Raw genomic sequence first — 23,884 nt, forward strand, 5'->3', positions numbered from 1 at the left:
CTGCCCCGCACCATGCGAGTCATCCTCACCAACTTCGGCTCTCTCGGTGACGTCCAGCCCTTCGTGGCCCTGGCCGTCGAGCTCAAGCGACACGGCCATCAGCCGGTGCTCGCCGCCGCGCCTTCGTACGAGCCCCTGGCGCGACACCACGGCCTGGAATTCACGCCCGTGGGGCCGGACCTGCGGGATGCACAGAGCGGCATCACCCAGGCGATGATGGGCAACCCCGCGGTCGCCCACTCCGCCGGAGGCCTGCTCCAGCTCTTCCAGCCGCTCGCCGAGGCCGTGCCCCTCATGCTGGAGGACCTGCGCGCGGCATGCCGCAACGCGGATGTCCTCGTCAGCGGACGCGTGCAGCCCGCCGCCCGCATGGTGCACGACCTCACGCACCTGCCCTTCGTGACGGTGCTCGTGGAGCACAGCGGCAGCGGCGGCGGGAGCCCGGCGTTCCAGGCCGCGGTGCGCGGACTGGTGAACCCGCTGCGCGAGTCCCTGCGACTGCCTCCGCTCGACAATCCGCTGGTGGATGGACTGTCACCGCAGCTGGTCCTCACCGCGCTGAGCCGACACGTGCGCCCGCCCGCCTCGGACGCGCCGGCGCACCACCACACCGTCGGCTACTGCCTGCTCGACGAGCCGGACTTCACGCCGGACCCGAAGCTGGCCGCGTTCCTGGCGGAGGGCGAGCCGCCGGTGTGCATCACCTTCGGCAGCATGACGCACGCGGACCCGGCGGCGCTGACGGACACGCTGGTGGCCGCCGCCGAGCGCGCGGGACGACGGGCCCTCATCCAGCACGGCTGGAGCGGCCTGGGCCAGCGCGCCCTGCCTCCGACGGCGCACGCGCTGGGACAGGTGCCGCACTCGTGGCTGTTCTCGCGGGTGTCGTGCGTGGTGCACCACGGCGGCGCGGGGACCACGGGCGCGGCGTTCCGCGCGGGCGTCCCCCAGGTCGTCGTGCCGCACACGTATGACCAGTTCACCTGGGGCGAGGTCGTCCAGGAGCGCGGCTGCGGTGGACCGGCGATTCCCATCGGCGAGCTGAGCGTGGAGCGACTCGCGGCGGCGCTGCGCGCGGCGCACGAGGACACGGGCCCGCGCGCCACGGCGGCGCGGCTGGGCGAGCAGCTCCGCGAAGAGCATGGAACGACGAAGGCGCGTCACCACATCGAGGACCTGGTCCGTCGGGTGGGGCTCGCCTCGGACCCGGTGAGCGGGGACGAGGGCGATGAGGACGCGGAAGACGAGGGGCGGCGTCAGCGGCGCAGGAGCGCGCTGAAGCAGCAGCGGGCGAGGAAGGTCGACACTTGAGCGGGACTCGGGAGAGAGACATGGCCACGGATTCGTCCAACGCGGACACCACCGGACTGGAGATCGCCGTCATCGGCATGGCGGGGCGGTTCCCGGGAGCGCGCGACCTGGAGGCCTTCTGGAAGAACCTGCGCGACGGCGTGGAGTCCATCCGGTTCCTGGAGGACGCGGACCTGGAGCCCAGCGCGCTCGACACCGCCGCCGTGCGCTCGGACCCGAACTACGTGAAGGCCGCGGCCGTCCTCGAGGACGCGGACCTGTTCGACGCGGGCTACTTCGGCGTCACCCCCAAGGAAGCGGAGGTGATGGACCCGCAGCAGCGCGTGTTCCTGGAGTGCGCCGTGGAGGCCCTGGAGCACGCGGGCTACGACACCGAGCGCTTCAAGGGCCGCATCGGCGTGTACGCCGGCGCGCGCACGGACACGTACGTCTTCAACCTCTTCTCGAACCCCGCCGCGCTGGGCGGGTTGGACCCGTTCGAGATTGGCCTGGGCAACGACCTGGCCTTCCTCACCACGCGCGTGGCGCACCGGCTCAACCTGCGCGGCCCCGCGTACTCGGTGCACACCGCGTGCTCCACCGCCCTGGTCGCGCTGCACCTGGCCGGACAGGCGCTGCTCGCCGACGAGTGCCGGATGGCCGTCGCGGGCGGCGTGGCCATCAACGTCCCGCAGAACGTGGGCTACCTGTACCAGTACGGCGGCATCGTCTCGCCGGACGGCCACTGCCGCGCGTTCGACGCGAAGGCGGCGGGCACCATCTTCGGCAGCGGCATCGGCCTCGTCGTCCTCAAGCGGCTGGAGGACGCGCTCGCCGACGGTGACACCATCCACGCCGTCATCAAGGGCTCCGCCATCAACAACGACGGCGCCGTGAAGGCCAGCTTCACCGCGCCCAGCGTGCAGGGCCAGGCCACCGTCATCAAGGACGCGCTCGCCGCCGCCGAGGTGTCCGCCGACAGCATCCACTACGTGGAGGCGCACGGCACCGGCACCGCGCTGGGCGACCCCATCGAGATCCGCGCGCTGACGAAGGCCTTCGGCAACAAGACGAAGGGGCGCCGCACCATCCCCATCGGCTCGGTGAAGACGAACGTGGGACACCTGGACGCGGCGGCCGGCAGCGCGAGCCTGCTCAAGGCCATCCTGGCGATGAAGCACCAGCAGCTCCCGCCCAGCCTCCACTTCGAGTCACCCAACCCGCAGATCGACTTCGACAGCGGCCCCTTCTACGTGAACACCACGCTCCAGCCGTGGCCCCGTGGGCGCACGCCCCGGCGCGCGGGCGTGAGCTCGTTCGGCATCGGCGGCACCAACGCGCACGTCATCCTCGAGGAGGCACCCGCCACGCCCGCGTCGTCCGCGAGCCGGCCCTGGGAGTTGCTCGTACTGTCGGCGCGCAGCCACACGGCGCTCGATACGGCGACGGCGCGGCTCGCGCAGCACCTGGAGTCGCAGCCCGGGTTGTCGCTGGCGGACGTGGCCCACACGCTCCAGGTGGGCCGAAAGGCGCACTCGCATCGCCGGGTCCTCGTCGCCCGTGACGTCCAGGACGCCGTGCGCGTGCTGCGCATGGCCGAGCCCCAGCGCGTCCTCACGGCGACGCACGAGACGAGCCAGCGGCCCGTGTCGTTCCTCTTCTCCGATGCCGGCGCGGGCACGCCGCTGGAGTCGCTCTACCGCTCGGAGCCGGTGTTCCGCGCGGAGGTGGACGCGTGCGCGAAGCTGCTGCGCTCGCCGTTGGACCTGGACCTGAGCGCCGCGATGTATCCCGAGGACGGCAGCCGTCCCTCGCTCCCTGCCCCGCTGGGCACGATGGCGCGCTTTGTCGAGCAGTACGCGCTGGCACGCCTGTGGATGGCCTGGGGCCTGACGCCCGAGTCCGTGCTGGGCGAGGGCATCGGCGCGTGGGTCGCGGCGGCGCTCTCGGGTGGGCTCCCGCTGGAGAAGGCCCTGACGATGGCGCTGCTCGGGGACCCGAGCAGTCAGCGTGCGGGCCTCACGGGCTCGGGGCTGAAGGCTCCCGAGATGCCGCTGCTCTCCGCCGCGACGGGCGCCTTCATCACGGATGCCGACGCCATGCGCCCGGAGACCTGGATGGACGCGGCGAGCAACACGTCCCGCCTGGACGATGCGCTGCGCGAGCTGGTGAAGGAGCCCACCCGCGTCGTCCTCACGATGGGAACCCCGGGGGCGCTGGTCGAGCGCGCCCGTGCGTTGGCCGGCACCACGGGCACGCGCGCGATCAGGACCAGCCTCGCGGACTCGCTGCCCGCGCCGGCCTCGGTGCTGAACACCCTGGGCCAGCTCTGGTTGGACGGCGTGGAGGTGGACTGGGACGACGTGAACGAGGACCGTGGCCTTCGCCGCGTGCCGCTGCCCACCTACCCCTTCGAGCGACAGCGCTACTGGGTGGCCCCCGCCGCGCGCGCCGAGTCCACGCAGGCCGTGTCGTCCCAGGCACCGCAAGGAAAGCTCGCGGACGTCGCGGACTGGTTCCATGTCCCCGCGTGGCACCGCACGGCGCCCATCGCCCTGGACCGCAAGGCGCTGCGGGAGCGTCGCTGCTGGGTGCTCTTCGTGGACGGCCTGGGCGTCGGCGAGGCGCTGGCCCGTCGACTGGAGGAGGCCGGGCAGGACGTGGTGCGCGTGCGCCAGGGCGGCGCCTTCATGCGCGACGCGGCGAAGCGCTACGCGCTGGATGCCCGGCTGCGCGGTGACTACGCGACGCTGTGGAAGGACCTGGCCGACCAGGACCTGAGCCCCTCGGTGGTGGTGCACCTGTGGAGCCTGGGCTCCTCGGGCGACGAGCCGTCCAGCCCCGAGCTGTTCCGCAAGGTCCAGGACACGGGCTACTACAGCCTGTTGCACCTGGGGCAGGCGCTCGCGAAGGGCGACACGTCGCGCCCGGTGCGCGTTGAAGTCGTGACGGACCGCGTGCAGGACGTCGCGGGCGAGGGCACGGCGCTCCCCGAGAAGGCCACGCTGCTGGGGCCCTGCAAGGTGATTCCGCAGGAACAGGAGCACGTCTCCACGCGCTGCCTCGACGTCGTCGCCCCCGCGCCCGGGAGCCCGGCGGTGGAGAAGCTCGCGGAGCGACTGCTCGCCGAGCTGAGCCAGCGCTCGCGTGACGCCGTCGTCGCATGGCGCGGCAGCCTCCGCTACGCGCAGACGCACTCGCCGCTGCGCCTGGAGCCCGCCGGCGAGGCTCCCACGCCGCTGCGTGAGCAGGGCGTGTACCTCATCACGGGCGGCCTCGGCGGGGTCGGCCTGATGCTGGCCGAGCACCTGGCGCGCACGCTCCACGCGCGCATCGCGCTCTTGGGTCGCACGGCGCTGCCCGCGCCCTCCGAGTGGGATTCCTACCTGGCCACGCATCCCGAGGACGATGCCGTGGCGCACCGCATCCTCCGCGTGCGGGAGCTGGAGCAGGCGGGCGCCCAGGTGATGGTGGTGCAGGCGGACGTCGCGGACGCGGCGCGGTTGGAGGCGGCCGTCGCCAAGGTGGAGGCCCGCTTCGGCGCGTTGAACGGCGTGCTCCACTGCGCGGGCGTCACGCAGGGCCCGTCGCTCTACAACCCGCTGACGGACATCGGCCGGAGCGAGTCCGAGACGCAGTTCGGTCCCAAGGTCCATGGCACCTATGCCCTGGAGCAGGTGCTGAGCCGGCGCTCGGCGGACTTCGTGCTGCTCTTCTCGTCCAACGCCGCGGTGCTCGGCGGCCTGGGCTACCTGACGTACGCGTCCTCGAACCTCTTCATGGATGCCTTCGCGCAGGCGCGCGCGGGCCGCACGGGGACTCGCTGGGTGAGCGCGTCGTGGGACCCGTGGCCCGAGGAGACGAAGCACACGAACGTGCGCACCAGCATGGACCAGTACGCCATGACGCCCGCGGAGGGCGCGGAGGCCGTGCGCCGGCTGGTGACGCTCGGCGTGGAGGGTCAGGTGGTGGTCGCCACCGGTGACCTGGCGCAGCGCTGGCGCCTGTGGATTCAGCGGGAGACGTCGCAGCCCACCGCGGGAGCCCGCGCGGCCGGCAAGCCGCGTCGCTCGAAGACGCCCTTCGTCGCGCCCGGCTCCGAGCTGGAGAAGCAGCTCGCGGCGCTCTGGCAGGAGGTCCTCGGCGTCGACTCCGTGGGCCTCAACGACAACTTCTTCGACCTGGGTGGCCACTCGCTCCTGGCCACGCGCGTGGCGGGACGGCTGCGCACCCAGTTCGACCTGGACATTCCCCTGGCGAAGCTCTTCGAGGCCGCCACGGTGGCCTCGCTGGCGAAGCTGGTGGCGGACCATCAGGCGGCGCTGGAAGAGGCCGCCAGTCAGGCCGCGCTCGATGAGCTGGCCAACCTCAGTGACGAAGAAATCGAGGCCGAGCTCGCGCGTCGCTCGCGGTAGCCGGCCCTGAACCTTTCATGGACCGGCGAGCCCTGCTCGTCCGGCCCTCTCGAACTTCCCTCCGCCCTGGGCCATCCCCAGCCACCGGAGGACCCGGAGTCCAGCAATGAGCGGTAGTTCCAAGAACCTCGACAAGCTCACTCCCAAGCAGCGCGCGCTGTACGAGTTGCTCCTCAAGGAGAAGAAGGGCCAGCTGCAGGCCTCGTCGGCCCAGGCGCTCGAGCGGACCATCCCGCGTCGCGCCAGCACCGAGCCCGCGCCCGCGTCCTTCCCGCAGCAGCGCCTGTGGGTCGTGGACCAGCTCGAGGGCGGCCAGGCGTTCGCCTACAACGTCCACATCACCGTGCAGTTCACCGGCACGCTGGACATCCCGCTGCTGGAGCGGTGCGTGAACCAGGTGGTGCGCCGGCACGAGTCGCTGCGCACGGTGTTCGCCGCGCGCGACGACGGGCTCCCCGTGCAGGTCGTCCTGCCGGAGCTGACGCTGAGCATCCCCGTGGAGGACATCTCCGCGCTGGCCAAGGAGGAGCAGGACGCGGAGGTGGAGCGCCGTACCAGCGAGGAGTCCCAGCGCCTGTTCGATCTGGCGAAGGGGCCGCTGCTGAGAGGCAAGGTGCTGCGCCTGGGGCCCGACAACCACGTGGCGCTCGTCACCATGCACCACCTGGTGACGGACCGCTGGTCGCTGGGCGTCTTCGTGCGCGAGCTGATGGCGTTCTACGCCGCGGAAGTCACGGGACAATCGCCCGCGATTCCCGAGCTCGCCATCCAGTACTCGGACTTCGCGGAGTGGCAGCGCGAGCGGATGCAGGGCGAGCGGCTGCGCGTCGAGCTCGACTTCTGGAAGCAGCACCTGAAGACGCTGCCCGCGCCGCTGGAGCTGCCCACCGACAGGCCGCGTCCCGTGCGCCAGACGTACCGGGGCTCGCGTCAGTTCGTCACGCTCCCGGTGGCGCTCACGCGCGCACTCAAGGAAGTGAGCCAGCAAGAGGGCGCCACCCTCTTCATGACGTTGCTGGCGACGTTCCAGACGCTGATGCACCGTCACTCACGGCAGACGGACATCACCGTCGGCTCTCCCATCGCCGGCCGCAACGTGCCGGAGCTGGAGTCGTTGATCGGCTTCTTCGTCAACACGCTGGTGCTGCGCAACGACCTGGGCGGCAACCCCACCTTCCGCGAGCTGCTGCGCCGCGCGAAGGACGTGTGCATGGCGGCGTACGCGCACCAGGAGCTGCCGTTCGAGAAGCTCGTCGAGGAGCTGCAGCCCCCGCGCGACCTGAGCCGTCACCCGCTGTTCCAGGTGATGTTCAGCTTCCAGAACACCCCGCGGCAGGACCTGTCCATGCCGGGGCTCCAGTCCACGTATCTACTCGTGGACCCCGGCTCGGCCAAGTTCGACCTGCTGCTGGAGCTGCGCGAGGACCGGCCGGACGAGATCTTCGGTTGGCTCGAGTACAACACCGACCTCTTCGACGTGACGACGGTCCAGCGGCTGCGTGGGCACTTCTACACGCTGCTCGGCGCGGTGGCCGCCAACCCGGACACCCGTCTGTCCGAGCTGCCGTTGCTCACCCAGGATGAGCACGTCCAGTTGCTCTCCGACTTCCAGGGCGAGCACGTCCGCTACCCCGAGGACGCCACCCTCCACTCCCTCTTCGAGGCCCAGGCCCTCCGCACGCCTCACGCCGAAGCCCTCCGCTTCGAGGGCGCGTCTCTCTCCTACGCTCAGCTCGACGCCCGCTCCAACCAGCTCGCCCACCACCTGCGCTCCCTCGGCGCCCGCCCAGGCCTCCTCGTCGCCGTCTGCCTCGAGCGCTCCCTCGACCTCGTCGTCTCTCTCCTCGCCGTCCTCAAGTCCGGCGCCGCCTACGTCCCCCTGGACCCGGCCTACCCTCGCGAGCGTCTCGCCGGCATGCTCGAGGACGCCCAGGCCCCCGTCCTCCTCACCCACTCACGCCTGACCTCCGTCCTGCCTCAGCACGCCTCCCGGGTGCTCTGCCTCGACACCCAGTGGGACGCCGTCTCTCGTCAGTCCTCCGCTTCTCTCCCTCCTCTCGCGGGCCCGGACTCCCTCGCCTACGTCATCTTCACCTCGGGCTCCACCGGCCGCCCCAAGGGCGCCATGAACGCCCACTCCGGTGTCGTCAACCGCCTCCTCTGGATGCAGCAGCAGTACTCCCTCACGGCTCTCGACACCGTCCTCCAGAAGACTCCCTTCAGCTTCGACGTCTCCGTCTGGGAGTTCTTCTGGCCCCTTCTCACCGGCGCTCGCCTCGTCCTCGCCAGGCCCGGCGGACACCAGGACCCCGCCTACCTCGTCCACCTCCTCTCCGACGAGCGCGTCTCCACCGTCCACTTCGTCCCCTCCATGCTCCGCGCCTTCCTCGAGGAGCCGGGGCTCGACTCCCTCAACCACCTGCGCCGCGTCCTCTGCTCCGGTGAGGCCCTCCCCGCGGACCTCGTCTCACGCGCCCACTCGCGCCTTCACCCTTCCTCCGAGTTCCACAACCTCTACGGCCCCACCGAGGCCGCCGTCGACGTCTCCTTCTTCCACTGCGCTCGCGGCTCCTCCCTCTCCTCCATCCCCATCGGCAGGCCCGTCGCCAACACCCGCCTCTACGTCCTCGACTCCCAGGGGCAACCCGCCCCCGTCGGCGTCCCGGGCGAGCTCTTCATCGGCGGTGTCCAGGTCGGCCTCGGCTACTGGCGCTCTCCTCACCTCACCGCCGAGCGCTTCATCCCCGATGCCTTCAGCGACTCTCCCGGCGCTCGCCTCTACCGCACCGGTGACCTCGCTCGCTGGCTCCCCGACGGCACCCTCGAGTACCTCGGCCGCTCCGACTTCCAGGTCAAGCTGCGTGGCTTCCGCATCGAGCTCGGTGAAGTCGAGAACGCGCTGCGTTCGGTTCCGTCCGTCTCCGATGCGGTCGTCACCGTGCGCGACGAGGCGCGTCTCGTCGCCTATGTCGTCTCCACGTCACAGGACACCTCGGCTCTCCGGGATGCGCTCTCCCAGCGCCTGCCCGAGTACATGGTGCCGTCCGCGTTCGTCTTCCTCGACGCACTCCCGCTGAGCCCCAGCGGCAAGGTGGACCGCAAGGCGCTCCCCTCGCCTGACTTCGTCCCTGTCGCGCGGGAGTTCGTCGCGCCTCGCACGCCGACGGAGCAGTTGCTTGCGTCCCTGTTCGCCTCGGTCCTCCGGGTCGAGCAGGTCGGTGCCACCGACCACTTCTTCGAGCTGGGTGGACACTCGCTGTTGGGAACGCGGTTGGTCGCGCAGCTGCGCTCCGCCACGGGCGTCACTTTGCCGTTGCGGGACCTCTTCGAGGCACCGACGGTGGAGCTGCTCGCGAAGCGGCTCGGTGCACTGTCGCAGGGGGAGGCCGAGGGCGCGGCGAAGCTGGCGCCTGTCTCCCGGACGGGGGCAATTCCGCTGTCGTTCGCCCAGCAACGTCTGTGGTTCCTGGATCAGCTCCAGCCCGGCACTGCGTCGTACAACCTGCCCGCGGCGCTGCGACTGGAGGGCTCGCTGGATGTCGCGGCCCTGAGGCAGTCGCTGCGCGCGCTCGTTCAGCGCCATGAGGTGCTGCGCACGCACTTCGTCGTTCGTGATTCACAGCCCCTCCAGGTCATCCGGCCCGAGGCCGAGGTCGAGCTGCCCGTGGTGGAGCTCGATGGGTTGGATGGACAGCCGCGCGAGGAGGACGCGCGTCGACTGATGCGCGAAGAGGCGCTCCGTCCGTTCGACCTGGCGCGTGGACCGTTGGTGCGAGCCTCGCTGTTGCGGCTGGATGCGCGACAGCACCTGCTGCTCGTCACCGTCCACCACATCATCTCGGATGGATGGTCCACGGAGATCATGGTCCGTGAGCTGGGGGCCTTCTACCGCCAGTTCTCTGGCGGAGAGGCCGCGCAGCTCGCGCCCCTGCCCATCCAGTACGCCGACTTCTCCGTCTGGCAACGGCAGTGGCTCGACGGCGAGCGGCTTCGAGGAGAGTTGGATTGGTGGAGGGAACAGCTGACGGGTGCGCCGTCGGCGTTGGAGCTGCCTACGGACAGGCCGCGTCCGGCCGCGCAGACCGAGCGCGGCGCGGTGCTTCCAATTGAGCTGTCCGGGAGTCTGAGCAACGCGGTGAAGGCGCTCGCGCAGCGCGAGGGCGCCACGCCGTTCATGGTCCTGCTCGCGGCCTGGCAGCTCGTGCTCTCGCGCTACTCGGGCCAGGACGACGTCTCCGTGGGCTCGCCCATCGCGAATCGCAACCGCGCGGAGACCGAGGGCCTGGTCGGATTCTTCGTCAACACGCTCGTCCTGCGCTCGCGCATCGACACGCAGCGCACGTTCCGTGAGCTGCTGGGACAGGTGCGTCTGAGCACCCTGGCTGCCTACGAGCACCAGGATGTCCCGTTCGAGAAGCTCGTCGAGGAACTGCAGCCGCAGCGTGACCTGAGCCGCTCGCCGCTGTTCCAGGTCACCCTCACCCTGCAGAACACGCCGAGCGCCACGCTGACGCTCCCCGGCATCACCCTCACGCAGCTTCCACCGGAGCTGGAGACCTCGAAGTTCGACATCAGCCTGCTGCTCGAGGAGGACTCGGGCGGATTCGCGGGTGTCTTCAACTACAACACCGACCTGTTCGACGCGGCGACCATCGAGGGCCTGTCGCGCCACTTCTCCGTGCTGCTCACCGAGGCGGTCTCCACGCCCGACACGCAGCTCGCGCGGCTTCCGTTGCTCACGTCCGCCGAGAAGCAGCAGGTGCTCTCGACGTGGAACGAGACAGCCAGGGCGTATCCGCGCAGCGCGAGCGTGCATGCGCTGTTCGAGCAGCAGGCGGTCCGTTCACCGGAGGCCGTCGCTGTCGTCTCCGGGGATGATGCTGTCACCTACTCGCAGCTCGACGCGCGCTCCAACCAGCTCGCGCACCACCTGCGTGCCCTCGGTGTCCTCCCCGGCTCTCGCGTCGCGGTCCGCCTCGACCGCTCCGCTGACCTCATCGTCTCCCTGCTAGCCATCCTCAAGGCCGGCGCGGCCTACGTCCCCCTCGACAAGGCATGGCCCTCCGAGCGCCTCTCCTTCGTCCTCCGTGAGTCCGCTGCCGGCGTCCTCATCTCCCACTCCGACGTCGCGGATGACTTGCCGGCCTTCGGCGCCGTCCTTCTGCTCGTCGATGAGGAGGCCTCTCGCATCTCACGTCGCCCCACGACTGCGCTGCCCTCTGACGTCTCTGGCGACGACCTCGCCTACGTCATGTTCACCTCTGGCTCCACCGGTGAGCCCAAGGGTGTCTGCGTTCCCCACCGCGGCGTCACTCGCCTCGTCTCCTCTTCCTTCATCCACTTCGGCGCTTCGGAGGTCTGGCTCCACGCCGCTCCCGTCGCCTTCGACGCCTCCACCCTCGAAATCTGGGGGGCGTTGCTCCACGGCTCCAAGCTCGTCCTCGCTCCTCCCCACTCCCTCTCTCTTGAGGAGTTGGGTGCTGTCCTCTCCCGCGAGAAGGTCTCCTCTCTCTGGCTGACGGCGGCCCTCTTCGAGCAGATGGTTGCCCACCAGCCAGTGGCCCTCTCTGGCGTGCGCCAGTTGCTCGCCGGCGGTGACGTGCTGCCGCCTCACCGCGTCCGTGAGCACCTCGCCCGCCTCCCCGAAGGCCACGTCCTCGTCAACGGCTACGGCCCCACCGAGAACACCACCTTCTCCGCCACCCACTCCCTCCGCCACGGTGACGAAGTCTCCCGCTCCGTCCCCATCGGCTCTCCTCTCTCCAACTCCTCCGCTTTCGTCCTCGACTCCTCCTGCCAGCCGCTTCCTCCGGGCGTCCCGGGCGAGCTCTTCGTCGGTGGTGACGGCCTGGCTTGGGGTTACCTCAACCGCGCCGACCTCACCGCTGAGCGCTTCGTCCCTCACCCCTTCAGCAGCGCCCCTGGTGCTCGCCTCTACCGCACCGGCGACAAGGCTCGCTGGCTCTCTGACGGCACCCTCGAGTTCCTCGGCCGCAACGACTTCCAGGTGAAGATTCGCGGCTTCCGCATCGAGCTCGGTGAAGTCGAAGCGGCCCTGCGCCTCTTCTCCGGCATCCAGGAGGCCGTCGTCCTCGCTCGTGAGGATGGCCCCGGCGACAAGCGTCTCGTCGCCTACTTCATCGCCGCAGAAGAGCAGTCCGTCGACACCACCTCGCTCAAGGCCTTCCTCCAGCAGCGACTGCCCGAGTACATGGTGCCCTCGGCTTTCGTCTCGCTGTCGGCCTTCCCCCTCTCCGCCAACGGCAAGCTCGATAGGAAGTCTCTGCCTGCTCCTGACTTCGCCTCGGCGGCTTCCGCTGACGAATTCGTCGAGCCCTCCACTCCTGCCCAGGCTCTTCTCGCCTCCATCTTCGCCGACGTCCTCGGCTTGGAGCGCGTCAGCCTCCACGGCGACTTCTTCGAGCTCGGTGGCCACTCCCTCCTCGCCACCCAGGTCGTCTCTCGCATCCGCTCCGCCTTCAGCGTCGAGCTGCCCCTCGGTGAGCTCTTCGCCGCCCCCACCGTCGCGCTCCTCTCTCAGCGTCTGGAGCAGCACGGCTCCGCTTCCCTCCAGCCACCTCTCGTCCCCGCCGACCGCTCCCAGCCGCTGCCTCTCTCCTTCGCTCAGCAGCGCCTCTGGTTCCTCGACCAGCTCCAGCCCGGCTCCTCCACCTACAACATCCCCTGGGTCCTCAAGCTCTCCGGCGCACTCGACTCCTCCGCCCTCCTCAAGTCCCTCCAGGCTCTGACTCAACGCCACGAGGTCCTTCGCACTCGCTTCTCCACGCACGAAGGACAGCCCGTCCAAATCATCCAGGACGATCTCCGGCTCGAACTGCCATTGGTGGATCTGCGAGGCATCGCGCCTGCACAGCAGGAGGCCACCACCGAGCGACTCACGCGGGAAGAGGCCTCGCGACCGTTCGACCTGGCTCGAGGGCCACTGGTCCGTGCCTCACTCATCCGCACGGATGACGAGCAGCATCTGCTGCTCGTCACCGTCCACCACATCATCTCGGACGGTTGGTCCATCGCGGTCATGGTCCGCGAGCTGGGTGCGTATTACCGCGAGTACTCGGGCGGAGAGGCCGCGCAGCTCGCCCCCCTGCCCATCCAGTACGCCGACTTCTCCGTCTGGCAGCGTCAGTGGCTCCACGGCGACGTCCTCGCCTCCGAGCTCGACTGGTGGCGTCAGCAGCTCTCGGGCGCCGCTTCCTCGCTCGAGCTGCCCACCGACAAGCCTCGCCCCGCCGTTCAGTCCTACCGCGGCGCCGTGCTCCCCATCGAGCTCTCTCGGGAACTCACTCTGGCCGTCAAGGCCCTGGCCCAGCGCGAGGGCGCCACGCCCTTCATGGTCCTGCTGGCTTCCTTCCAGCTCCTGCTCTCCAAGTACTCTGGACAGGACGACATCTCGGTCGGCTCCCCCGTCGCCAACCGCAACCGCTCCGAGACCGAAGGCCTCATCGGCTTCTTCGTCAACACGCTGGTCCTGCGTGCGCGAATCGAAGGACAGCGTTCGTTCCGCGAGCTGCTGGGACAGGTGCGCCTGAGCACGCTCTCCGCCTACGAGCACCAGGACGTTCCCTTCGAGAAGCTCGTCGAGGAACTCCAGCCTCAGCGCGACCTCAGCCGTTCCCCTTTGTTCCAGGTCTCGTTGACCCTGCAGAACGCGCCGGAGTCCTCTCTGGCGCTCTCGGGACTCGACATCACGGCGCTGCCAGCCGAGATCAACACGTCGAAGTTCGACTTCAGCCTCTTGTTCACGGAGGCCGAGCAGCTCTCGGGCATCATCAACTACAACACCGATCTGTTCGAAGCGGCCACCATGAAGGGCCTGCTCCGTCACTTCACCGTGTTGCTCGAGGCCGCGGTCACTCGCCCCGATCTGACGCTGAATGACCTGCCCATCATCTCCACGGAGGAGAAGGCGCAGGTCCTCACGAACTGGAGTGGCACTGCCGTCGAGTATCCGCGCAACGCGAGCGTGCATGCGCTGTTCGAGCAGCAGGTGGGTCGGTCACCCGATGCCGTCGCTGTCGTCTCGGAAGATGAGGCTGTCACCTACTCGCAGCTCGACGCGCGCTCCAACCAGCTCGCCCACCACCTGCGAGCACTGGGTGTCCTCCCCGGCTCTCGCGTCGCGGTTCGCCTCGACCGCTCCGCTGACCTCATCGTCTCCCTGCTGGCCATCCTCAAGGTCGGCGCGTCCTACGTCCCCCTCGACAAGGCCTGGCCCTCCGAGCGCCTCTCCTTCGTCCTCCGCGAGTCCGCTGCCGGCGTCCTCGTTTCCCACTCCGACGTCGCGGATGACTTGCCGGCCTTTGGCGCCGTCCTCCTCCTCGTCGATGAGGAGGCCTCTCACATCTCACGTCGGCCCACGACTGCGCTGCCCTCTGACGTCTCTGGCGACGACCTCGCCTACGTCATGTTCACCTCCGGCTCCACCGGCGAGCCCAAGGGTGTCTGCGTTCCTCACCGCGGCGTCACTCGCCTCGTCTCTTCTTCCTTCATCCACTTCGGTGCCTCCGAAGTCTGGCTCCACGCCGCTCCCGTCGCCTTCGACGCCTCCACCCTCGAAATCTGGGGGGCCCTGCTTCACGGCTCGAAGCTCGTCCTCGCGCCTCCCCACTCCCTCTCCCTGGAGGAGTTGGGTGCCGTCCTCTCCGGCGAGAAGGTCTCCTCTCTCTGGCTGACCGCTGCCCTCTTCGAGCAGATGGTTGCCCACCAGCCTTCTGCTTTGGCGGGCGTGCGCCAGTTGCTCGCCGGCGGTGACGTGCTGCCGCCTCACCGCGTCCGTGAGCACCTCGCTCGCCTCCCCGAAGGCCACGTCCTCGTCAACGGCTACGGCCCCACCGAGAACACCACCTTCTCCGCCACCCACTCCCTCCGCCACGGTGACGAAGTCTCCCGCTCCGTCCCCATCGGCTCTCCTCTCTCCAACTCCTCCGCTTTCGTCCTCGACTCCTCCTTCCAGCCGCTGCCTCCTGGCGTCCCGGGCGAGCTCTTCGTCGGCGGCGACGGCCTGGCTTGGGGCTACCTCAACCGCGCGGACCTCACCGCCGAGCGCTTCGTCCCTCACCCCTTCAGCAGCGCCCCCGGTGCTCGCCTCTACCGCACCGGCGACAAGGCTCGCTGGCTCTCCGACGGCACCCTCGAGTTCCTCGGCCGCAACGACTTCCAGGTGAAGATTCGTGGCTTCCGCATCGAGCTCGGTGAAGTCGAGTCCGCGCTGCGCCTCTTCTCCGGCATCCAGGAGGCCGTCGTCCTCGCTCGTGAGGATGTCCCCGGCGACAAGCGCCTCGTCGCCTACTTCATCGCCGCAGAAGAGCAGTCCGTCGACACCGCCTCTCTCAAGGCCTTCCTCCAGCAGCGACTGCCTGAGTACATGGTGCCCTCGGCTTTCGTTTCGCTGTCGGCCTTCCCTCTCTCCGCCAACGGCAAGCTCGACCGCAAGGCACTCCCTGCTCCTGACTTCGCTTCGGTCTCTTCCGCTGACGAATTCGTCGAGCCTTCCACTCCCGCCCAGGCTCGTCTCGCTTCCATCTTCGCCGACGTCCTCGGCCTGGAGCGCGTCAGCCTCCACGGCGACTTCTTCGAGCTCGGTGGCCACTCCCTCCTCGCCACCCAGGTCGTCTCTCGCATCCGCTCCACTTTCAGCGTCGAACTGCCCCTCGGTGAGCTCTTCGCCGCGCCTACCGTCGCTCTGCTCGCTCAGCGCCTCGAGCAGCACGGCTCCGCTTCCCGTCAGCCTCCTCTCGTCCCTGTCGACCGCTCCCAGCCGCTGCCTCTCTCCTTCGCTCAGCAGCGTCTCTGGTTCCTCGACCAGCTCCAGCCCGGCTCCTCCACCTACAACATCCCCTGGGTCCTCAAGCTCTCTGGCGCACTCGATGTGAACGCGCTGCGCCTCTCCCTCAACTCGCTCATCCAGCGACATGAGGCTTTGCGTACTCGCTTCGCCGTTCACGAGGGTCAGCCCGTCCAGCTCATCGACCGGGACTTCTCTCTGGAGCTGCCGGTCACCGACCTCTCCTCGCGCTCGGAACAGGAGCGAGAGGCCGAGGCCCAGCGGTTGGCCTCGCAGGAGGCGCTGCGTCCGTTCGACCTCGCGCAGGGGCCCGTGGTCAGGGCGTCACTCGTCCGCCTGGCCGCGTCGCAGCATCTGCTGCTCGTCACCGTTCACCACATCGCGTCCGACGGCTGGTCCATTGCCGTCATCCTGCGCGAACTCGCAGCCCTCTACCGTCAGTTCTCCGGGGGAGAGGCCGCGCAGCTCGCCCCCCTGCCCATCCAGTACGCCGACTTCTCCGTCTGGCAGCGCCAGTGGCTCCACGGCGACGTCCTCGCCTCTGAGCTCGGCTGGTGGCGTCAGCAGCTCTCGGGCGCCGCTTCCTCGCTCGAGCTGCCCACCGACAAGCCTCGCCCCGCCGTTCAGTCCTACCGCGGCGCCGTGCTCCCCATCGAGCTCTCTCGGGAACTCACCCAGGCCGTCAAGGCCCTGGCCCAGCGCGAGGGCGCCACGCCCTTCATGGTCCTGCTGGCCTCCTTCCAGCTCCTGCTCTCCAAGTACTCTGGACAGGACGACATCTCGGTCGGCTCCCCCGTCGCCAACCGAAACTGCTCCGAGACGGAGGGCCTCATCGGCTTCTTCGTCAACACCCTCGTCTTCCGTTCACGCCTGGATGGCAGGCAGTCCTTCCGCGAGCTGCTGGGACAGGTGCGCCTGAACACCCTCGCGGCCTACGAGCACCAGGATGTCCCCTTCGAGAAGCTCGTCGAGGAACTCCAGCCCCAGCGTGACCTGAGCCGCTCCCCGCTCTTCCAGGTCACCCTCACGCTGCAGAACGCACCCGAGGCCGCCCTCGCGCTCTCGGGCCTGGTGCTTGAGCCGGTCCCCGCTGAAATCAACACATCGAAGTATGACTTCAGCCTGTTGTTCGATGAAGGCGACCGGTTCTCGGGCGTCCTCAACTACAACACCGACCTGTTCGAAGCTGCCACCATGCAGGGCCTGCTTCGCCACTTCACCGTGCTGCTCGAGGCAGCCGTCTCTCGGCCCGAGCAGTCTCTGAGCACGCTCTCGGCACTGGGTGCTCACGAGAAGCAGCAGGTGCTCTCGACGTGGAACGAAACGGCCCGGGCGTATCCGCGCAGCGCGAGCGTGCATGCGCTGTTCGAACAGCAGGTAGCCCGTTCACCCGATGCCGTCGCCGTCGTCGCGGGAGGTGAGGCTGTCACCTACTCGCAGCTCGACACGCGCTCCAACCAGCTTGCCCACCACCTGCGCGCCCTGGGTGTCCTCCCTGGCTCTCGCGTCGCTGTCCGCCTCGACCGCTCCGCTGACCTCATCGTCTCCCTGCTGGCCATCCTCAAGGCCGGCGCGGCCTACGTCCCCCTCGACAAGGCCTGGCCTTCCGAGCGCCTCTCCTTCGTCCTCCGTGAGTCCGCTGCCGGCGTCCTCGTTTCCCACTCCGACGTCGCGGATGACTTGCCGGCCTTTGGTGCCGTCCTCCTCCTCGTCGATGAGGAGGCCTCTCGCATCTCACGTCGGCCCACGACTGCGCTGCCCTCTGACGTCTCCGGCGATGACCTCGCCTACGTCATGTTCACCTCCGGCTCCACCGGCGAGCCCAAGGGTGTCTGCGTTCCTCACCGCGGCGTCACCCGCCTCGTCTCTTCTTCCTTCATCCACTTCGGTGCCTCCGAAGTCTGGCTCCACGCCGCTCCTGTCGCCTTCGACGCCTCCACCCTCGAAATCTGGGGGGCCCTGCTTCACGGCTCGAAGCTCGTCCTCGCGCCTCCCCACTCCCTCTCTCTTGAGGTGTTGGGTGCCGTCCTCTCCGGCGAGAAGGTCTCCTCTCTCTGGCTGACCGCTGCCCTCTTCGAGCAGATGGTTGCCCACCAGCCAGTGGCCCTCTCTGGCGTGCGCCAGTTGCTCGCCGGCGGTGACGTGCTGTCGCCTCACCGCGTCCGTGAGCACCTCGCCCGCCTCCCCGAAGGCCACGTCCTCGTCAACGGCTACGGCCCCACCGAGAACACCACCTTCTCCGCTACCCACTCCCTCCGCCACGGTGACGAAGTCTCCCGCTCCGTCCCCATCGGCTCTCCTCTCTCCAACTCCTCCGCCTTCGTCCTCGACTCCTCCTTCCAGCCGCTTCCTCCGGGCGTCCCGGGCGAGCTCTTCGTCGGTGGTGACGGCCTGGCTTGGGGTTACCTCAACCGCGCCGACCTCACCGCCGAGCGCTTCGTCCCTCATCCCTTCAGCAGCGCCCCTGGTGCTCGCCTCTACCGCACCGGTGACAAGGCTCGCTGGCTCGCTGACGGCACCCTCGAGTTCCTCGGCCGCAACGACTTCCAGGTGAAGATTCGCGGCTTCCGCATCGAGCTGGGTGAAGTCGAGGCCGCGCTGCGTCTCTTCTCCGGCATCCAGGAGGCCGTCGTCCTCGCTCGTGAGGATGGCCCCGGCGACAAGCGCCTCGTCGCCTACTTCACCTCTGGCGACTCTTCCGTCGATACCACCGCGCTCAAGGGTTTCCTCCAGCAACGACTGCCCGAGTACATGGTGCCCTCGGCTTTCGTCTCGCTGACAGCTTTCCCCCTCTCCGCCAACGGAAAGCTCGACCGCAAGGCACTCCCTGCTCCTGACTTCGCCTCGGCGGCTTCCGCTGACGAATTCGTCGAGCCCTCCACTCCCGCCCAGGCTCGCCTCGCTTCCATCTTCGCCGACGTCCTCGGCCTGGAGCGCGTCAGCCTCCACGGCGACTTCTTCGAGCTCGGTGGCCACTCCCTCCTCGCCACCCAGGTCGTCTCTCGCATCCGCTCCGCCTTCAGCGTCGAGCTGCCCCTCGGTGAGCTCTTCGCCGCCCCCACCGTCGCGCTCCTCTCTCAGCGTCTGGAGCAGCACGGCTCCGCTTCCCGTCAGCCTCCTCTCGCCCCTGTCGACCGCTCCCAGCCGCTGCCTCTCTCCTTCGCCCAGCAGCGCCTCTGGTTCCTCGACCAGCTCCAGCCCGGCTCCTCCACCTACAACATCCCCTGGGCCCTCAAGCTCTCCGGCGCACTCGATGTCAGCGCGCTGCGCCAGTCGCTCAACGCACTCCTCGCTCGCCACGAGGTGCTCCGTACTCACTTCGCGGTCCACGACGGTCAGCCCGTTCAGGTCATTCGTCCTGACGTTCGACTCGATCTGCCTGTCATCGACCTGCGGGGGCTGGAGCCCGCGGCTCGCGAAACCGAAGCCGAACGACTGACGCGCGCGGAGGCGCTGTACTCGTTCGACATGTCCCGCGGTCCGCTCGTGCACGCGTCACTGGTGCGAATGAGCGACGAGGACTACCTGCTCCTCGTCACCGCCCACCACATCATCTCGGATGGTTGGTCCATCGCGGTCATCACGCGGGAAATCGCCGCCTTCTACCGCCAGTTCTCCGGTGGAGAAGCCGCGCAGCTCGCGCCCCTGCCCATCCAGTACGCTGACTTCTCCGTCTGGCAGCGCCAGTGGCTCCATGGCGACGTCCTCGCCTCGGAGATCGACTGGTGGCGCAAGCAGCTCGCGGACGCTTCTCCGGCGCTGGAGCTACCCACGGACAGGCCTCGTCCCGCCATCCAGACTTACGGCGGCGCCGTCGTGCCTGTGGCGCTCTCCAAGCACCTCAGCACCCAGGTGAAGGAGCTGGCCCAGCGCGAAGGTGCCACGCCCTTCATGGTCCTGCTGGCCTCCTTCCAGCTCCTGCTCTCTCGCTACTCAGGACAGGACGACATCTCCGTGGGTTCGCCCATCGCGAACCGCAACCGCTCCGAGACGGAGGGCCTCATCGGCTTCTTCGTCAACACCCTCGTCCTGCGCTCACGCATCGATGCGCGGCGTTCATTCCGCGAGCTGCTGGGACAGGTGCGCCTGAACACCCTCGCGGCCTACGAGCACCAGGATGTCCCCTTCGAGAAGCTCGTCGAGGAATTGCAGCCGCAGCGCGACCTCAGCCGTTCGCCCCTGTTCCAGGTCACGCTCACGCTTCAGAACGCTCCGGAAGAGGCACTGACGCTCCCTGGAGTCACGCTGGGTGGCGTGCCTCCGAGCATCGAGACGTCCAAGTACGACTTCAGCCTCCTCCTCGAAGAGGGCAAGGACGGCTTCTCCGGCATCATCAACTACAACACCGACCTGTTCGACGCGGCCTCGATGGAGCGCCTCGCACAGCACTTCTCGGTGCTCTTGATCGAGGTCGTCTCTTCACCGGAGACCCAGCTCCGCCAGATTCCGCTGCTCACGTCCGCAGAGAAGCAGGCCGTGCTCTCGACGTGGAACAACACCGTCACGGATTACCCGCGCAACGCGAGCGTGCATGCGCTGTTCGAACAGCAGGTGGCCCGTTCACCCGACGCAGTCGCTGTCGTCGCGGGAGATGAGGCTGTCACCTACTCGCAGCTCGACGCGCGCTCCAACCAGCTCGCCCACCACCTGCGCGCCCTCGGTGTCCTCCCCGGCTCTCGCGTCGCGGTTCGCCTCGACCGCTCCGCTGACCTCATCGTCTCCCTGCTGGCCATCCTCAAGGCCGGCGCGGCCTACGTCCCCCTCGACAAGGCCTGGCCCTCTGAGCGCCTCTCCTTCGTCCTCCGTGAGTCCGCTGCCGGCGTCCTCGTTTCCCACTCCGACGTCGCGGATGACTTGCCGGCTTTTGGTGCCGTCCTCCTCCTCGTCGATGAGGAGGCCTCTCGCATCTCACGTCGCCCCACGACTGCGCTTGTTTCCGAAGTGACGGGCGATGACCTCGCCTACGTCATGTTCACTTCAGGCTCCACCGGCGAGCCCAAGGGTGTCTGTGTTCCCCACCGTGGCGTCACTCGCCTCGTCTCTTCTTCCTTCATCCACTTCGGTGCCTCCGAAGTCTGGCTCCACGCCGCTCCTGTCGCCTTCGACGCCTCCACCCTCGAAATCTGGGGGGCCCTGCTTCACGGCTCCAAGCTCGTCCTCGCTCCTCCTCACTCCCTCTCTCTTGAGGAGTTGGGTGCCGTCCTCTCCCGCGAGAAGGTCTCCTCTCTCTGGCTGACCGCTGCCCTCTTCGAGCAGATGGTTGCGGCCCAGCCTTCTGCTTTGGCGGGTGTCCGCCAGTTGCTCGCCGGCGGTGACGTGCTGCCGCCTCACCGCGTCCGTGAGCACCTCGCCCGCCTCCCCGAAGGCCACGTCCTCGTCAACGGCTACGGCCCCACCGAGAACACCACCTTCTCCGCCACCCACTCCCTTCGCCACGGTGACGAAGTCTCCCGCTCCGTCCCCATCGGCTCTCCTCTCTCCAACTCCTCCGCCTTCGTCCTCGACTCCGCCTTCCAGCCGCTTCCTCCGGGCGTCCCCGGCGAGCTCTTCGTCGGTGGTGACGGCCTGGCTTGGGGTTACCTCAACCGCGCCGACCTCACCGCTGAGCGCTTCGTCCCTCACCCCTTCAGCAGCGCCCCCGGTGCTCGCCTCTACCGCACCGGCGACAAGGCTCGCTGGCTCTCTGACGGCACCCTCGAGTTCCTCGGCCGCAACGACTTCCAGGTGAAGATTCGTGGCTTCCGCATCGAACTGGGTGAAGTCGAAGCGGCCCTGCGCCTCTTCTCCGGCATCCAGGAGGCCGTCGTCCTCGCTCGTGAGGACGTCCCCGGCGACAAGCGTCTCGTCGCCTACTTCACCTCAGGCGACTCTTCTGTCGACACCGCCTCGCTCAAGGCCTTCCTCCAGCAGCGACTGCCTGAGTACATGGTGCCCTCGGCTTTCGTCTCGCTGTCGGCCTTCCCCCTCTCCGCCAACGGCAAGCTCGACCGCAAGGCACTCCCTGCTCCCGACTTCGCCTCGGCCTCTTCCGCCGACGAGTTCGTCGAGCCTTCCACTCCCGCCCAGGCCCGTCTCGCTTCCATCTTCGCCGACGTCCTCGGCCTGGAGCGCGTCAGCCTCCACGGCGACTTCTTCGAGCTCGGTGGCCACTCTCTCCTCGCCACCCAGGTCGTCTCTCGCATCCGCTCCGCCTTCAGCGTCGAGCTGCCTCTTGGTGAGCTCTTCGCCGCACCCACCGTCGCGCTCCTCGCTCAGCGCCTCGACCAGCACGGCTCCGCTTCCCGTCAGCCTCCTCTCGTCCCTGTCGACCGCTCCCAGCCGCTGCCTCTCTCCTTCGCTCAGCAGCGCCTCTGGTTCCTCGACCAGCTCCAGCCCGGCTCCTCCACCTACAACATCCCCTGGGTCCTCAAGCTCTCCGGCGCACTCGACTCCTCCGCTCTCCTCAAGTCCCTCCAGGCTCTGACTCAGCGCCACGAGGTTCTCCGCACTCGCTTCTCCATTCACGACGGCCAGCCCGTCCAGGTCATCCAGCCGGACTTCATGCTGGAGATGCCGGTCATCGACCTGTCCGCCCTGCCCGCACAGGAGCGTGAGGCCGAGGCCCAGCGGTTGGCCTCCCAGGAGGCCGTGCGTCCGTTCGACCTGGCTCGGGGTCCCGTGGTCCGTGCCTCGCTCGTCCGTCTGGATGCGCGGGAGCACAGGCTGCTCGTCACGATCCACCACATCGCGTCCGACGGCTGGTCCATCTCCGTCATGGTCCGCGAGCTGGCGGCCTTCTATCGCCAGTTCTCCGGCAACGAGCCCACGCAGCTCGCGCCGCTTCCCATCCAGTACGCCGACTTCTCCGTCTGGCAACGCCAGTGGCTGCACGGTGACGTGCTCGAGAAGGAGCTCGGCTGGTGGCGCACTCAGCTCGCGGGGGCTCCCGCCGCCATCGAGCTGCCCACCGACAGGCCTCGTCCCGCCGTCCAGACCTACAACGGCGCGGTCCTTCCGTTCACGCTCTCGACGGAGCTGACGCAGGCGGTGAAGGCGCTCGCGCAGCGTGAGAACGCGACGCCGTTCATGGTGCTGCTCGCGGGCTGGCAGGTCCTCCTGTCGCGCTACTCACGGCAGGACGACATCTCGGTGGGCTCGCCCATCGCCAACCGCAACCGCTCCGAGACGGAGGGCCTCATCGGCTTCTTCGTCAACACGCTGGTCCACCGCGCGCGCATCAACCCCGAGCACTCCTTCCGGGAGCTGCTCACCCACACGCGTGCGTCCACGCTCGCCGCGTTCGAGCACCAGGACATCCCCTTCGAGAAGCTCGTCGAGGAACTCCAGCCGCAGCGCGACCTCAGTCGCTCGCCGCTGTTCCAGGTGTCCTTCGTCTACCAGAACACTCCCGACGAAGACCTCGACCTCCCTGGCCTCGAGCTCGACGTCCTCACCTCCGAACTGCACTCCGCCAAGTTCGACCTCTTCCTCGGCATGAGCGAGGTTGGCGGCAAGCTGCAGGGCGCGCTGGACTACAACTCAGACCTGTTCGACGTCTCCACCGTGGAGCGCATGGCTCGCCACTTCACGAGCCTGCTCACCGAGGCGACCACCCACGTCGACCAGCCGCTGCACAGCCTGAAGCTCCTCTCGGCCACCGAGACGCAGCTCCTGCTCTCCGACTTCCAGGGCGAGCACGTCCGCTACCCCGAGGACGCCACCCTCCACTCCCTCTTCGAGGCCCAGGCCCTCCGCACGCCTCACGCCGAAGCCCTCCGCTTCGAGGGCACCTCCCTCTCCTACGCTCAGCTCGACGCCCGCTCCAACCAGCTCGCCCACCACCTGCGCTCCCTCGGCGCCCGCCCGGGCCTCCTCGTCGCCGTCTGCCTCGAGCGCTCCCTCGACCTCGTCGTCTCACTCCTCGCCGTCCTCAAGTCCGGCGCCGCCTACGTCCCCCTCGACCCCGCCTACCCGCGCGAGCGTCTCGCCGGCATGCTCGAGGACGCCCAGGCCCCCGTCCTCCTCACCCACTCACGCCTGACCTCCGTCCTGCCTCAGCACGCCTCCCAGGTGCTCTGCCTCGACACCCAGTGGGACGCCGTCTCCCGTCAGTCCTCCGCCTCTCCCTCCCCTCTCGCGGGCCCTGACTCCCTCGCCTACGTCATCTTCACCTCGGGCTCCACCGGCCGCCCCAAGGGCGCCATGAACGCCCACTCCGGCGTCGTCAACCGCCTCCTCTGGATGCAGCAGCAGTACTCCCTCACCGCCCTCGACACCGTCCTCCAGAAGACTCCCTTCAGCTTCGACGTCTCCGTCTGGGAGTTCTTCTGGCCCCTTCTCACCGGCGCTCGCCTCGTCCTCGCCAGGCCCGGCGGACACCAGGACCCCGCCTACC

Annotated in this window: 3 protein-coding genes; all 3 read left to right on the forward strand. The window is 68.8% G+C overall.

The features are described from left to right. Nucleotides 1-12: 12 nt before the first annotated feature. Nucleotides 13-1,311: a glycosyltransferase gene (locus FL311_RS00820; RefSeq protein ID WP_141322879.1), complete on the forward strand. Its 1,299-nt coding sequence runs from the start codon at nt 13-15 to the stop codon at nt 1,309-1,311. 20 nt (nt 1,312-1,331) lie between these two features. After that, nucleotides 1,332-5,705 (forward strand): type I polyketide synthase, encoded by a 4,374-nt coding sequence (locus FL311_RS00825; RefSeq protein WP_228556602.1) that lies wholly within the window; start codon nt 1,332-1,334, stop codon nt 5,703-5,705. Between the two features lie 106 nt (nt 5,706-5,811). Beyond that, nucleotides 5,812-23,884 (forward strand): non-ribosomal peptide synthase/polyketide synthase (locus FL311_RS00830; RefSeq protein WP_141322881.1); only part of this gene is annotated, 18,073 nt, incomplete at its 3' end.

The sequence above is a fragment of the Myxococcus sp. AB025B genome (assembly GCF_006518215.1).
Lineage (GTDB): Bacteria > Myxococcota > Myxococcia > Myxococcales > Myxococcaceae > Myxococcus > Myxococcus fulvus.

What these genes read in the sequence shown, in the direction of transcription:
- FL311_RS00820 (WP_141322879.1), top strand. Translation starts at nt 13, where the DNA reads ATGCGAGTCATCCTCACCAACTTCGGCTCTCTCGGTGACGTCCAGCCC.
- FL311_RS00825 (WP_228556602.1), top strand. Translation starts at nt 1,332, where the DNA reads ATGGCCACGGATTCGTCCAACGCGGACACCACCGGACTGGAGATCGCC.